The organism is Epilithonimonas hungarica (assembly GCF_900102265.1).
Lineage (GTDB): Bacteria > Bacteroidota > Bacteroidia > Flavobacteriales > Weeksellaceae > Epilithonimonas > Epilithonimonas hungarica.
In genome coordinates, this window is the sequence record NZ_FNBH01000001.1 from 1139762 (window position 1) to 1154290 (window position 14529).

At 38.0% G+C, this 14529-nt stretch carries 15 protein-coding genes; 7 read left to right on the forward strand and 8 right to left on the reverse strand.

The annotated features are described in order from the left end of the window. Positions 1 to 95: 95 nt before the first annotated feature. Together BLT30_RS05250 and BLT30_RS05255 are read right to left on the reverse strand one after the other, a co-directional pair. Positions 96 to 1850: a discoidin domain-containing protein gene (locus BLT30_RS05250; protein ID WP_089872052.1), complete on the reverse strand. Its 1755-nt coding sequence runs from the start codon at positions 1848 to 1850 to the stop codon at positions 96 to 98. 50 nt (positions 1851 to 1900) lie between these two features. Then, positions 1901 to 2311: an acyl-CoA thioesterase gene (locus BLT30_RS05255; RefSeq protein ID WP_089872054.1), complete on the reverse strand. Its 411-nt coding sequence runs from the start codon at positions 2309 to 2311 to the stop codon at positions 1901 to 1903. Positions 2312 to 2446: 135 nt separating this feature from the next. On the opposite strand from BLT30_RS05255, the gene dnaA reads away from it, so the two are divergent. Further along, a complete protein-coding gene (gene dnaA / locus BLT30_RS05260; protein WP_027384367.1) occupies positions 2447 to 3901 on the forward strand; it encodes a chromosomal replication initiator protein DnaA in 1455 nt (484 codons plus the stop codon). A gap of 41 nt (positions 3902 to 3942) precedes the next feature. On the opposite strand, the gene BLT30_RS05265 is transcribed toward dnaA, so the two are convergent. From BLT30_RS05265 to BLT30_RS05285, 5 genes are all read right to left on the reverse strand, one after another. After that, complete coding sequence (locus tag BLT30_RS05265) at positions 3943 to 4437, reverse strand: GNAT family N-acetyltransferase (RefSeq protein WP_089872056.1); 495 nt, start codon at positions 4435 to 4437, stop codon at positions 3943 to 3945. 4 nt (positions 4438 to 4441) lie between these two features. Next, a complete protein-coding gene (gene arsB / locus BLT30_RS05270) occupies positions 4442 to 5485 on the reverse strand; it encodes an ACR3 family arsenite efflux transporter (RefSeq protein ID WP_089872058.1) in 1044 nt (347 codons plus the stop codon). Between the two features lies 1 nt (position 5486). Continuing rightward, positions 5487 to 6098, reverse strand: a complete 612-nt coding sequence (locus BLT30_RS05275) for a low molecular weight phosphatase family protein (RefSeq protein ID WP_089872060.1) — start codon at positions 6096 to 6098, stop codon at positions 5487 to 5489. Positions 6099 to 6114: 16 nt separating this feature from the next. Beyond that, positions 6115 to 6588, reverse strand: a complete 474-nt coding sequence (locus BLT30_RS05280; RefSeq protein WP_089872062.1) for a DUF6428 family protein — start codon at positions 6586 to 6588, stop codon at positions 6115 to 6117. Positions 6589 to 6652: 64 nt separating this feature from the next. Then, positions 6653 to 6979 carry an ArsR/SmtB family transcription factor gene (locus BLT30_RS05285; protein WP_089872064.1) on the reverse strand — a complete coding sequence of 109 codons (327 nt, stop codon included), beginning with the start codon at positions 6977 to 6979 and terminating at the stop codon, positions 6653 to 6655. A 115-nt stretch (positions 6980 to 7094) separates the two neighbouring features. Here BLT30_RS05285 and BLT30_RS05290 point away from each other — a divergent pair, with 115 nt between their 5' ends. The 6 genes from BLT30_RS05290 to BLT30_RS05315 all read left to right on the forward strand — a co-directional run bounded on the left by BLT30_RS05290 (position 7095) and on the right by BLT30_RS05315 (position 12218). After that, positions 7095 to 7535, forward strand: coding sequence for a low molecular weight protein-tyrosine-phosphatase (locus tag BLT30_RS05290; protein ID WP_089872066.1), 441 nt, complete (start codon positions 7095 to 7097; stop codon positions 7533 to 7535). Positions 7536 to 7573: 38 nt separating this feature from the next. Next, positions 7574 to 8851, forward strand: a complete 1278-nt coding sequence (locus BLT30_RS05295; protein ID WP_089872068.1) for a dicarboxylate/amino acid:cation symporter — start codon at positions 7574 to 7576, stop codon at positions 8849 to 8851. A gap of 361 nt (positions 8852 to 9212) precedes the next feature. Then, on the forward strand, positions 9213 to 9911 hold the full coding sequence (locus BLT30_RS05300; RefSeq protein ID WP_089872070.1) for an SAM-dependent methyltransferase: 699 nt from the start codon (positions 9213 to 9215) through the stop codon (positions 9909 to 9911). 96 nt (positions 9912 to 10007) lie between these two features. Beyond that, positions 10008 to 11141: an AI-2E family transporter gene (locus tag BLT30_RS05305; RefSeq protein WP_089872072.1), complete on the forward strand. Its 1134-nt coding sequence runs from the start codon at positions 10008 to 10010 to the stop codon at positions 11139 to 11141. A gap of 55 nt (positions 11142 to 11196) precedes the next feature. Further along, positions 11197 to 11811: a DUF1684 domain-containing protein gene (locus BLT30_RS05310; protein ID WP_089872074.1), complete on the forward strand. Its 615-nt coding sequence runs from the start codon at positions 11197 to 11199 to the stop codon at positions 11809 to 11811. Positions 11812 to 11882: 71 nt separating this feature from the next. Further along, positions 11883 to 12218 carry a hypothetical protein gene (locus BLT30_RS05315; RefSeq protein ID WP_245707118.1) on the forward strand — a complete coding sequence of 112 codons (336 nt, stop codon included), beginning with the start codon at positions 11883 to 11885 and terminating at the stop codon, positions 12216 to 12218. Positions 12219 to 12292: 74 nt separating this feature from the next. Here BLT30_RS05315 and BLT30_RS05320 read toward each other — a convergent pair whose 3' ends face one another. Continuing rightward, on the reverse strand, positions 12293 to 14434 hold the full coding sequence (locus tag BLT30_RS05320; RefSeq protein WP_089872076.1) for an endonuclease MutS2: 2142 nt from the start codon (positions 14432 to 14434) through the stop codon (positions 12293 to 12295). Positions 14435 to 14529: the final 95 nt, after the last annotated feature.

Below are 14529 nucleotides of genomic sequence, written 5' to 3' on the forward strand. Positions count from 1 at the left end.
GAATTTAATATTTCGAAATAATAATCAGAAAAAATAAAAAAGCTTTCGAAGATTGACTCCGAAAGCTTGAATTTTTGTTTGAAAAACTTTAAAATTTATTCTGATTTTACAACCTCTGTTCTTTCAGAGATCCCGTTTGCGTTAAAAGCCTCAATTTGAAAATAATAAGCATCTGTTCTGTCTGCTCCTGTGAAGAAATATTCGTTTTTGCCATAGACCATAATACTTCCATATAATTTGTCAGGTGATTTCCCCCAATAGATAACATAGCCATCCGCGTCAGAATTCTGTTGCCATTTGAACCAGATGCTTCTTCTCTCGCCATATTTTTTCGGGTCGGCTCTAAGAGGGACAAAGTTTTGGACTTTCGCAGGTTTTGTTCCGGCGCCCTTTCCAAAAACTCGGAATCCGCTCAAAGCGAATTTTCCTGTTGGCATTTTCAGATTTTCCATTTTGAGGAATCTTGCTTTTGCTGGCGTTTCCAATTCTACATAATCGTGCGGAACATCGGTTTGGTTTTTTGATTTGTCAACAATCAGTTTCCAGTTTTTGCCGTCGTTGGAACCGTAGATTTTGTACTTGTGCATTTTACCGAGTGTTTTTCCCATAAACTCAACATCTTGGTCAGCATAATTAATTTGAATTGCGTTGATTGTGGAAACTTCTCCCAAATCAGTTTGAAACCATTCTCCGGAATTTCCGGTTTTTGCAGACCAATACGTTTTGATGTCTTCATCCACTGCATAATTAGAATGATAACCGCCTAAAGTCGATGAAACCTGAACGGGCTTGTTATAATTCAATAACATCCAATTGGTAAATAATCCTTTGGAGAAATCTTTTCCTTGTGCATATTGCGGAAGAAGAGTCGGATAGTCTCCATAGGCTGTATTGGTATACATCACATCATCTTTATCAAATCCTGTCGGCCAGATTCCCAAGCGTCTCTCGAAATTATTTTTGGTCGAAATGAAAATCGTGGAAACGTGCCACCAATTATTGAAATTATCCTGAAAAGTTGCGCCGTGTCCTGCGCCTCTTGCAAAGCCTCCGGGTTTATAAGAAAACGGATTGTGTTGCTGGTATTCGAAGCCTTCTAATGGATTTTTTGAAACATAAACGCCGTCTGAATAACCACTGAATTCCGTTGCAGGTGCACCATATTGAAGATAATATTTATCATTATGTTTAGTCATCCAAGCACCTTCTACAAAGGGCTGAAGAAATACATTGTCATTATATTCCCCAAATCTTTCCCAGCCGTGGTCTTCTGGTTTCAGTCTGATGACGGGTTTTACAAAACCTTCAGATTGCAGAGTTTTTGTTTTGACTTCGGTTCCGAGAAGAGGCCATTCATTACTTGAGCCCCAATAGAGATAAAGTTTGTCTTTGTCTTCATCATAATGAAATGCCGGGTCCCAAGCGCCAACTTTCAAAGTATCGACTGCGATTTTCCAGTCGTCTTTTGTTGGATTGGTGCTTTTCCAAATCGGAAAATCCTGTTCCCAAGTTGAACCGAAAACATATAAAGTATCTTTCATTGCCCAAACTGCCGGAGCGTTTAGGTCGTGCGTATATTTGTTATCTAAGAGAAATTTTCTGTGAACGAATTTCCAGTCCAGCATATTGTCAGAATACCAATAGCCTTCCTGATTGGTAGAGAACAAAAATAGCTTTTTCTGAAAATTAACAATGACTGGGTCGGCAGTTGCGCGGTGTTTCCCTTGTTTGGAGAAAACTTCGAACGGCGTGTAACCATAATCTATATTGATAGGGTTGCAATAGGTTTTTTGCTGTGCTGAAAATAATGATACGATAGATAATGAAACTATTGAGAGTAATTTTTTCATTTAAGGTTTATTTTGATTCCGAATATATTGAAAATTTAAGGAAAGACAATTCATTCTTTCCAGTTTTCCTTGATCAGGTCCAATAAAAAATCCGGACATCTTACAATTTTGTTGGTTTCAGCATCCAGGAAAAATAAGGTAGTAGAAGCTTCGGTGATTTTAATTTTATCTTCGTTATAGATCTCATAATCGAATTCGATCTTAACTCCCGGGACTTTTTTGACATAGGTATGAATTTCCAAAAGTTGGTCATAAAGTCCTGGTTTCAAATACTTAATTTTATATTCTGAAACAGGTAAGAAAATTCCTCTTTTTTCTATCTCGTCGTATGACATCCCGAGGGTACGGAAAAGTTCAACTCTTGCCACTTCGAAATATTCTGCGTAGTTACCGTAATAGACATATTTCATAGGGTCTGTTTCTCCGTAACGTACTCGTATTGTGTTTGTTGTGTGTATCATTTTAAGTCATTAATAATTCATACAAATATATTTTTAAATAATCAATAGTGAAAAAATTTTTTTATCAAGATTAATAATTAGATATTTGTTGTCTTCTTAAAAAACTAAAATCCCACCGGAAATAGCAGCAGAAAAATGAATGAAAATTTAGTATTGATCTGGGATAGGTGTCTCCAATTTATGAGAGACAATCTAAACGCAGCGGAGGATAACACAGACCTCAAAAAGTTAGAAAATTCTTTCGACTTGTTATTTGATAAAGTTCAGCCAATTTCTTTGGTGAACAATAATCTCACGTTGCTTGTTCCTAGTGATTTTTACAAAGAATATATCGAGGACAATTACTTGTCTTTACTGTCTGCTGCGCTTAAAAAAAATATCGGTAAAGGTGTGAAATTGTGGTATTCTGTGATGGAAAACAAACCATCGGGAAAAGAAAAACCAATTACGATGAACGTAAAAGGCATTTCTACACAAGCTCCGAAAATCCAAGAGGCAAGACCGGTTCTGAAGGAAAATAACGTGAACCCTTTTGTGGTTCCGGGAATCAAGAAAATCAATATCGATTCCAATCTGAAGGCTGACCAGTCTTTTGATAACTTTATAGAAGGAGAAAGCAACAAGTTTGCTTCTACAGTTGCAAGGTCAATTGCGAAAAGACCAGGTTCTACAGCATTTAATCCGCTATTCGTTTATGGTGGTTATGGTGTTGGAAAAACGCATTTGGCCCAGGCAATCGGTTTGGAGGTGAAAGCTTCCTTCCCGGAAAAAGTGGTTTTGTATCAGTCTTCGGAAAAATTCATTCAGGATTTTGTGAAGGCGGCGAAGTCTCAGAACAAAACCGACTTCCAGCATTACTATCAGATGATCGATGTTTTGATCATCGATGATATCCAATTCCTTTCCGGTAAGGCGGCGACTCAGGATAGTTTCTTCCATATTTTTGATTATTTGCATCAAAATGGGAAACAAATTATTTTGACCTCTGATAAGGCACCGGCCGATATCCTTGATACTCAGGAAAGAATTATTTCCCGTTTTAAATGGGGACTTTCTGCGGAGATCAAATCTCCGAATTTCGAGACAAGAAGAAAGATCATCGTGGATAAATTAAGCCGTGACGGAATCGAACTAACCGATGATATGTTAGACTATCTGGCTTCTGAAGTTAAGACCAACGGTGTAAGAGAGCTGATTGGTGTTGTAAATGCGGTGATTGCTTATTCTACGGTTTACAAATCGGATTTCAGTTTGGACCTATTAAAAGATACGATCAATAAACTAGCGACAACTCAGAAGAAAACCATCAATATTCCTTATATTCAGGAGATTGTTTGCGATTATTTCGGGATCCAGAGAGAACAATTGCTTTCGAAGACCAGAAAAAGAGAAATCGCTTTGCCAAGACAATTGGCAATGTATTTTGCAAAAGAATATACCAACGCAACTTTTACAAAAATCGGTGAGGAAATGGGAGGAAAAGACCACTCAACCGTCATGTATGCTTGCGACACGATTCGGGATGTTTCGAAAATTGATAAAGAATTGAAGAAATATATCAAGGATCTAAAAGAAAAGATCGCTCAATAAAAATAAAAAGGTCTGGAATTATTTATTCAGACTTTTTTTATTTACATCAAATTCGGACTTCTTCTTTCCAAAAGAATCGTGTCTCTCCAAACACCATTCATTTTTGATATCTTTTCTCGGTAACCCACTTTTCTGAATCCGAATTTCTCATGAAGTTTTATGCTGGCTTTGTTTTCTGGAAAAACGCTGGATTGTAATGTCCAGATGCCATTATTTTCACTTTCAGGAATCATCATTTCCATCAATTTGGAAGCCAATCCCAGACCGCCAAAACCCGGATAGATATAAACGCTGACCTCTGCAACTCCCGAGTAATTGCATCGCGATGAAACCGGGCTTAGTGCGATCCAGCCAGCGATCTTGTCACCGGCTTTTATTACCAACCTGGAATGCTTCAGGTGACCTTTGTCCCATGCTTCCCATGTTGGAACTGCTGTGTTGAATGTCGCATTTTTAGTTTCGATTCCGAGTTTGTAAATATCTAAGATTTCTTTGTTGTGATTTGATTGCAAAGGTTTTATTGTGAAAAATTCCATTATTTCAAAATATTTGTTTTAGGTAATATTTATCTTTCAAAAACAAACTTAGCTTCACCAAAAGAATCAAAACAGGAACTTCCACCAATGGACCGATAACCCCAACAAAAGCTTGTGTCGAATTGACTCCGAAAACTGAAATGGCTACTGCAATGGCAAGCTCAAAATTATTTCCGGTTGCCGTAAAAGATATGGCTGCATTTTTATCATAGGGAACTTTCATTGTTTTATTGATAAAGAAGCTTACAAAAAACATCACTACAAAATAAATGATCAGAGGAACGGCAACTTTCAGTACATCAAAAGGAAGTTCCATTATTGTATTTCCTTTTAGACTGAACATCAGAACAATAGTGAACAATAAAGCATACAAAGTGATAGGGGAAATGGCTGGAACAAATTTTCGGTTGTACCATTCGATTCCTTTTTTCTTCACCAAAAAATATCTTGTTAAAAATCCGGTCAGAAAAGGGATTCCGAGATAGATCAGGACACTTTCGGTAACATCGCTCATCGGAACATTCACCGAAAAATTACCTAATCCCAATGAATTTGGAATCACATTGATAAACAACCAGACCAGAAAACTGTAAGAAAAAATTTGGAAAATACTGTTCAAGGCGACCAAAAACGCAGCATATTCACGATTTCCTTTCGCTAAATCATTCCAGACAATGACCATTGCAATGCATCTTGCCAAACCGATCAAGATTAGTCCCACCATATGATCCGGTTCGTTTTGGAGGAAAATTATAGCAAGAATAAACATTAAAAGTGGACCGATAACCCAGTTAAGCATCAGAGAAATGGAAAGTACTTTTTTGTCTTTAAGCGCTTTTGGCAGCAGAGAATAATCTACTTTTGCAAGCGGAGGAAACATCATCAGGATCAGGCCAATTGCAAGCGGAATATTGGTGCTTCCCACTGAAAGAGTCTCTGCAAGTCTGGAAATATCAGGGTTAAAATACCCGATCCCCACTCCGATTGCCATTGCCAGAAAGATCCATAGCGTTAAGTACCGATCAAGAAATTTTAATTTTGGTTGCATTTTATTTTTTTAATAATGAAAAAACGTAAAGACATTCCATCGCGATCTGGTTGCTCCTTTCGGTGTATTTTTCGTTCTGGAGAACAGAATTATCGTAAGATTTCGGGTCAAAATAAGTTGTTCCGATTCGCAAATCACATCCCGGAATGAAAGGGCAGTTCTCATCTGCATCGCCGCAAGTCATTACTGCTGCAAAATTTTCTTTGGGCAGACTTTCATCATCGATCGTTTTTGAAAAACAGAGATTCGATTTTCCATCGCCAAAAAACACTTCATATCTCGGGTTGTCTGTTCCATCTGATTTTTTGATTTCAAAACCGGCAGAGATCAAAGCATGGATGGCATTTTGATTAAAAGCTGTCGCCTCGGTTCCCGCTGAAAAAGTATTGATATTGAACCCGTAAAAATCAGCCGCAACTTTTGACCAAACCTGTCCGAGATGACTTCGGCGAGAATTGTGGGTACAAACATAAATCAAGTTGATACCAATATTCCCATTGATTTTAACCTGAATATGAGAGGCAAGTTTTTCAAGTAAAGCTTTTCTTTCAGGGTTGATTTCTTTGAAATTTTTGCTGAGAATTTCGCAACGTTCTTTTATTTTCTGAAACATTTTTCTATGCTTTTAGTTAACAACATCCGCTTCCGGGTGTACAGGAGTTGGCAGGGTTTACTTTGAGTTCAGATAGATCTCTCTTTGTTTTTTCCGCAGGAATTCCGCAAGCATCTTGTGCTAAGCATGCTGTCGTTTTGTTCTTAAGGATGAAATGTTGTCCATTGAAATCCAGATCGTATTTTCCAATAGTATCAGCTTGATATTCCACTTCGATTTCAGAATTTTCGATACCCAGTTTTTCTTGCGATAGATTAATGATGTTAAGTAATTTTCTCGGTTTTAAACGATGTTCGTAATCATCGGCATTCCAAAGTTGGAAGTTCACAACCTTCTCGTTTCGGATTGTTCCGCCACAATCAATAAAGTTTTTATTAATGATTCCTATTTCTGTGACGTGGAAATGTTCAGGTACAAAAGTTCCGTTTTCCAGTTGAAATTCTACATTCTCCAATGTTGGCAGAATTTCCTTGATTTGTTCTAATGTCATAATATCAATATTTTAAATTTAATGTTTCATTGCAATATTACGATTAATGTTTTCAAAAAAATATTTAGCAACATTTTGTTTTGGAAACCGTTTCAATGATTTTCGAGAAATAGCCATTCAGAACTTCAATCGCTTTTTCATCAATGCAATAGCAGATAGAATTTCCTTCGATATTTCCTTTGATGATCCCTGCATTTTTGAGTTCCTTCAAATGCTGGGAAACGGTCGGCTGAGCCAACGGAAGCTCATTGACTATTTCTCCACAGATGCATTCGTTGACCTTCATCAGATATTCGATAATGGCAATTCTCGCAGGATGTCCAAGTGCTTTGGCAATGTTCGCGATCCTATTTTGTTGTTCTGTGAAATGTTCTGTTTTGGTTGCACCCATTTTAATTAACTTAATATTGCAATATTACGATTATTATTTTATTGACAAATAATTTTTGGAATTAATTTTTAAAATTAATAAATTGAGCTTGTAATAATTTATACTTCAATTTGCAATGAAAATTTTAATGGTCTGCCTTGGAAATATTTGCAGAAGTCCTTTAGCTGAAGGGATTTTGAAATCAAAACTCGATGACGGTTATTTTGTGGACAGTGCGGGAACGATCAATTACCATGAAGGGAGCGGTCCCGACGAACGTTCTGTAAAGACCGCTTCCAAAAACGGAATCGATATCTCGATGCAAAGATCAAGACCGATCAAAAAATCAGATTTGGATGACTTTGATTTGATCTTCTGTATGGACAAAAACAATTACAAAGATGTCCTGAAAATGACGGACGATTCTCAAAAACACAAGATCAGATTGATTCTCGATAACGAATTGGAAGTTCCGGACCCATATTTTGGCGGCATCGACGGTTTTGATAAAGTTTATAAAATGCTCAACGATTCCTGCGAAATAATTGCAGAAAAAATCAAGAATAACACGATATAATTCATAAACAATTCTAAATTTGTAAGATAAGTCTTTTTATGAATTTGGACATTGAACAAAAACCTGTAAAACCCAAAAAGATCTATCAGTTGCTCTATATCCAGGTTCTGATTGCAATTCTCCTTGGTGTTTCACTTGGTTATTTTTATCCTGACTTGGGCGAGAAAATGAAACCTCTCGGCGAAGGTTTTATCAAGCTGGTCAAAATGATTATTGCGCCTGTGATTTTCTTGACTGTTTCTACAGGAATTGCAGGAATGAGCGATTTGAAGAAAGTAGGAACGGTTGCAGGAAAAGCATTCATTTACTTTTTTACATTTTCAACTTTGGCATTGATTATCGGAATGATTGTCAGTCATATTGTTCAGCCAGGAAAAGGTTTGAACATCGACCCAAATACGCTGAATGGTGCAGAAGTTGAGAAATATGTAAAAGCGGCACACGACAATTCTTTGGTCAGTTTTATTTTCAATGTTATTCCTGAGACGTTATTTAGCCCGTTGACGGGTGACAATATTTTGCAGGTTTTGCTGGTAGCGATTTTATTTGGGGTCGCTTTGGCAGTCACGTCAGAAAAAAGTTATCCTGTCCTCGATTTTCTCCAAACTTTAACGATTCCGATATTCAAAATTGTGGAAATTTTAATGAAATTGGCGCCAATCGGAGCATTCGGGGCAATGGCTTTCACGATTGGCAAATACGGTGTGGAATCGCTCAGAAACCTGGCAATGCTTGTTGGAACATTTTACGTGACTTCGGCGTTGTTTATCGTTTTGATTTTAGGAAGTGTTGCCTGGTATAATGGATTCAATATTTTCAAATTTCTGAAGTATATCAAAGAAGAGATTTTTCTTGTTTTGGGAACAAGCTCTTCCGAACCTGCTCTTCCCGGATTGATGAAAAAAATGGAAAATGCAGGCTGTGATAAAAGAGTTGTGGGTTTGGTGGTTCCAGCCGGTTATTCCTTTAATCTCGACGGAACCAATATTTATATGACGTTGGCCGCATTGTTCATCGCGCAGGCTTGCAATATCGATTTGACTTTGGAACATCAGATTGGATTGCTTTTGGTGGCGATGCTCAGCTCCAAAGGTGCAGCAGGTGTTTCTGGCGCTGGATTTATCACGTTGGCTGCGACTTTGGCAGTGGTTCCCGAAGTCCCGATTGCCGGGATGACCCTGATTCTCGGGATTGACAAATTTATGTCGGAGTGTCGCGCATTGACCAATGTCATTGGAAATGCAGTTGCTACAGTTGTCGTTTCCAATTGGGAAAATAGATTGGATAAAGACCGATTGAAAGAAGTTTTGAACTAAATTTGTAATGATTTGGATTTGACTACGTCGAACCACTGCGTTAGGCTTGGGCAGCTTGATCCGCCTTCCGCTCCCGCTATTTTTTGCCTACGTTAAATCCAAGCAAAAAATGAGCTCCGCTCAAGTCGGGCTGCGTGCAATTCGACGTTCAAAAATGACATTGGAAACGGAAGGGTTAAGAAATATTGAAAAAATTGCGTTAAGAAAAATCTACTGTTTGAAGCTGTTGCTGGAAAAACGGTGGCAGCGAGTTTAGATTTTTTAGTAATTTATTCAATATTTTAGCTGAGTTTCCACAGTCTTGAATTTTTGGTTCTTTTGTTTCAGGACAAAAGAACATAACATAATTAATAAACATAAAATGCTATACCTTTTACCAGCTTATCTTTCAGAAAATTCTCCTGTTGATTATTTTGCACCGACAATCAAAGACATTATTATGAATGTCGACCATTACTTTGTGGAAAACGAAAAGACAGCCCGAAAGGTCATCAAGTTTTTTGCTCCCGAGAAAAAACAACCGGAACTCAAATTGTTTCTCCTCGACAAATATTCTGAAACAGCAGACTTGAAGGAAGCACAAAAACTGATGAAAGAAGGTGTTGATTTCGGACTGTTATCAGAAGCCGGTCTGCCTTGCATCGGCGATCCGGGAAATATTATGGTAGGCTGGTCTCACAAAAATAATATCAAAGTGGTCCCTGTCAACGGACCAAGTTCATTTGTATTGGCTTTGATAGCAAGTGGGTTTAATGGACAGCAGTTTTCTTTCAACGGCTACTTGGCGATTGAGAAATATAAGAAGAAAAAGGAGATCCAGCATCTGGAAAATCTGGTTGAGAAGACTGGATTCACGCAGATATTTATGGAGACACCTTACAGAAATAATCCATTGTTCGATGATTTGACCAGATTTCTGGGCCCGAATACGAAATTGTGCATCGCTGCCAATATCAATGACCCGGAAACCGAATTTATAAGAACAAAAACCATCAACGATTGGAAAAAAGAAAAACCGGAATTACATAAGGTTCCGGCTGTTTTTTTGATTGGGAAATGATTTTAAAACCACCTAGATAATAGCTATTTATTCTTTAAGGTCACAAAAACTATGTGGTGAAATATTTTATAAATTCAAGAATTGTAAATTAATAGTATGAAGCAAACTTATCCTTTTTATCTCAAATTATCTTGTATACTCATCAGTATTGTTGTTCTGGGATTTTTGGCCATTATTGGTGAGCAGATTTTTGTTCCGATGATTTTGGGACTGCTCGTTGCGATATTGTTGACCCCACTTTCCCGTTTTATGGAAAGAAGACTGAGGTTTCCGAGGAGTTTGTCTTCTATTGTGGCAAGTCTTTTGGCATTGGCAATTATTGGAGGTGTGATTTACGGCATCTCCATACAGGTAGCAAAATTATCGAATGATTGGCCCCAGTTCCAGAAACAGTTTATTACTTTGACGGATGATTTGCAAAGCTGGATCTCCAGAACTTTCGGAGTCAGGAGACGCGATCAGTTGGAATATCTGAATGACACGGCAAGAAAATCGATCAGTACAGGAACGGCGATTTTAGAAAAAGCTTTGAAATCGATTGGCTATATCCTGATGCTGACAGGTTTTACATTTTTGTTTGCTTTATTTTTCCTTTTGTACAGGACACATCTTTTGAAGTTCCTGGTCGCAAGTTTTACAGAAACACATCACAAAACTGTTTTTGAGGTAGTTCACAGCATTCAGTTTATGGTGAAAAAGTATCTGGTAGGATTGTTTCTGCAGATGATTATCGTGACGATTTTGTCACTTATTGCTTATACGATTATCGGGGTCAAGTACAATTTTATGCTGGCGATCATCACAGGAATTCTGAATATTCTTCCTTACATCGGGATTTTTATCGCTTTGCTGATTGGTGCTTTGATTACGTTTGCGACTTCTGGGATCAGTCATGTTTTGTTTATTGTGATTGCGATCGTTGTGATTCACGCAATAGACGGGAATATCATAATGCCAAGAGTTGTCGGTTCTAAAGTGAAGATCAACTCTCTGATCGTGATCATTGGTTTGGTCATCGGCGAAATGCTTTGGGGAATTGCGGGGATGTTTTTGACAATCCCGGTTTTGGCGATTCTGAAAATCATTTTCGATAGAGTAGAAGGTCTCCAATCATGGGGATTCCTGATGGGTGAGGATGACGATGTTCCGGTTTTCAGATCGACCTTTGATAAGTATTTTCAGAAGAAAAAAGCTGAGTTGAAGTCTAATGATATCAATGAAGAAAGTTAACCGCTAATAACACTAATTGTGTAAAAATTCGTGAACTTTGTGTTTAATAAAAACTATGAGAAAATTAAGTTTCCTATTCATAATATTATCTTTGTTTCTGAATGCCCAAATAGAAAAAGAAAATATCGTAGCTGTCAAAAAATTTCAAGAAGAACTGAATGCAGAATATCTGAATCCAAAGGAATCGCCTTTACGTGGTGATAACCTGAAGAATTTCAAAAAACATCCGTTCTTTCCAATCGATTTGAAATATCGAGTTACTGCAAAATTTGTAAAAACTGAAAATCCTGTTCCGTTTGAGTTGCCAACTTCCTCCGGAAAATTCAAACAATATCAGGAATATGGAAAAGCAACTTTCGAATTGGACGGAAAATCGTTGACATTGACTTTGTACCAAAGTCTGGATCTGATGAAAATGGAGAAGTACAGAGATTATCTTTTCCTGCCTTTTCGCGATGAGACCAATGGGAAGGAAACATACGGCGGCGGAAAGTATATGGACTTGAAAATTCCGTCAGGGAACGAAATTGTTTTGGATTTTAATCGATCTTATCAACCCTTTTGTGCTTACAACGCTTTTGATTACAACTGTCCGATTGTTCCGGAAGAAAATAAATTACCGATTAGGATTGAAGCTGGCGTGATGTATGACGATGTTTACCATCATTGATCTTCAACTTTAACGTCTGTTAACAGATGATTTGCACAATACTTGGAACTTTATCCTCAAATAATAAGATCATGAGCGATAAAAAATTGGCCGGACTTTGGATAGACGGCAGAAAAGCAATAGTTGTTACGAATCACGACGGGCAGGAAGTCACAGAATTTGCAGTAGTTGATACCGTAAAGGCAGATGTCCAGCACGGAAATTCCAGCGAAAATGCGGCAAATAATGTAGAACAGACCAACAAGGTAAAATTCTATAAGGAAATAGAAAAGATCATTACCAACAGTACGGATTTATATGTCACTGGCCCCGGAACTTCTCAGGAAGAATTTAAGAAATCATCTTCGGGAAACGCCACAATACAAGAATCTGAATATCAAGCTTGGAACGGATTCTCAACTCAGTGAGCAACAGGTTTTGGAAGAAGTGAAAAATCATTTTCACGCATAAAACAAAAAGCGCAGGTCAACCTGCGCTTTTATTATATTCTCTCCAACTCTCCAGAGTCGATCGTGGTTTTGAAAGCTCCGTAATTGACAATGACTTTGTTTTTCGAGATCTTTTCAATCGTTCCTACGCTTGTACTTCCAGAGATTCGGACACGTTGACCAACTTTCATCCAGACAGCGCGTTCTGCTTTGCGTTTTTCTTCCAGCTTTTCGTTGGTTTCAGCAATTTTTTCTATGACATCTTCTTTTTTGAGCTGCTGCGTGATCTTGCGTTTCACAACCTGGAGACGTTTGCTTTCATCTTTGTCTGTACCCAGTTTCCGGAATTTTTCCTGCTCCAGGATTTTCACAAAATCTTTCACGACATCTTTTCTGGATTTGCCTTTCACATAACTATCGATAAAGGTTTCGATCTTGTTTCCGAATTGTAGTTTTCTGTGTTCTTCTTCGTAAAGTTTCTGGAAGTTGAATAGCTTCTGCTGGAGCTGTTCATTCAGCTTTTGAAGATTATCACGTTTGTCTTCTACAGAATCTCGTTTTTCTGACAGATCGGATTTCAGTTTTTCAACTTCAAATTTTTCCTGCTGGAGCTTCACAATTGTTTTATCGAGATTTACGATGTCGTGTTCTACTTTTTTTCTCGCATTTTTGATAATGAATCTCGGAATTCTATTTTTCTCCGCAACTTCAAAAGTAAAGGAACTTCCGGCTTGTCCGATTTCCAGTTTATAAAGTGGTTCAAGTGTTCTTTCATCAAAAAGCATTGCAGCGTTGGTTGCGGCAGGAAGCTGTTCCACAACCAATTTGATGTTTGTATAATGTGTTGTGATAATTCCGAAACTTTTCTTGTCATAGAAATATTCCATAAAACTTTCCGCCAAAGCACCACCCAATTCCGGATCGGAGCCGGTTCCGAATTCGTCTATCAACAACAAGGTTTTGTTGTCTGCTTCACGGATCATTCCAGACATCTTTTTCAGTCGGGAAGAATAGGTTGACAAATGATTTTCTATGGATTGATTATCGCCGATATCCGTCATTATTTTCTCAAAGAAAAACATCTCCGATTTTGGATGACAAGGAACTAAAATCCCACTCTGGATCATCAGTTGCAACAATCCGACAGTTTTCAGTGTGATGGACTTACCACCGGCATTTGGTCCGGAAATACAAATGATCCGGTTGTGTTCCGTTAAGGTTAAAGATTGAGAGAAAATTTCCTTGTTCTCATTTTTATTCCTGATCCAAAGCAATGGATGATAGGCGTCTTTCAGGCGTAGGGTCTGATGTCTGTTGATCTTCGGTAGGATTCCGTTGACTTTTTCGGCAAATTTGGCTTTGGCCCGGATCAGGTCCAGATCAAAAATATAAGTCTGATAATCTGAAAGCTGTACTTGGAACTCGGATAATTCTGCCGTTAACTTCCTTAGGATTTTATCGATCTCTTTTTTCTCTTCTTCCTGATTTTCTTTTAGCTTGAAATAATGTTTGACCACGCTTTCCGGCTGTATAAAAGTGATAGAACCTGTTTTGGAGATTCCTAGAACGCGGCCGTTTACTCTTTTTTTGAAACCGGATTTTACAGCTAAGACCCTTTGGTCATCAATAATGCTTTCTCGTATGTCCTCCAAAAAATCAGAGTAGGTTGCCAAAGAACGGTTGAAGTTTTCATCAACAGCCTTCCTGGCGTGCTGGATTTCGGTTCTCAGGGTTTTAAGAATAGATGAGGCTTCGCTTTTGACTTCTCCGAATCGGTTGAATACTTTGTCAATCTTATCGATGATTTCTTTCCGGAACTCCAGGTCTTTTACTTCTTCCAAAAGTGTAGGGAACACTTCTGAAAGTTGTGGGAAGAATTTCTGCAGTTTCCCGATCTGTTCTGTAATTGTTTTGATTTTGATAAAAGATCTGTTCTCCAATCGGTAGTTTTCTATCAGCATCAGTTTCAGCTCCTCTTCGATGTCTTCATATTCATCAAAAGGAATGGCGTTGGAACTTTCAAAACTGGTAAGGAATTCCGATGTTTTCTTCAGAGAGATTTCTGCTTCGTCAATTTCCATCGGACAAAGTTCCATTATTTTGTCTGCCGTTTTTGGCGAGTAGGCGAAAGGGGCGATTTCCGAAAGCAGTTCCGGAAATTCTAGTTCATTGAGGTCTGCTTGATTGATATTCACGATGCAAATTTACGAATTTGGAAATTGCAAAACGACAAAATAAAAGGAACCTGCAGCTGAGTCTGCAAGTTCCTCGATTCGCAACACCATTCTAG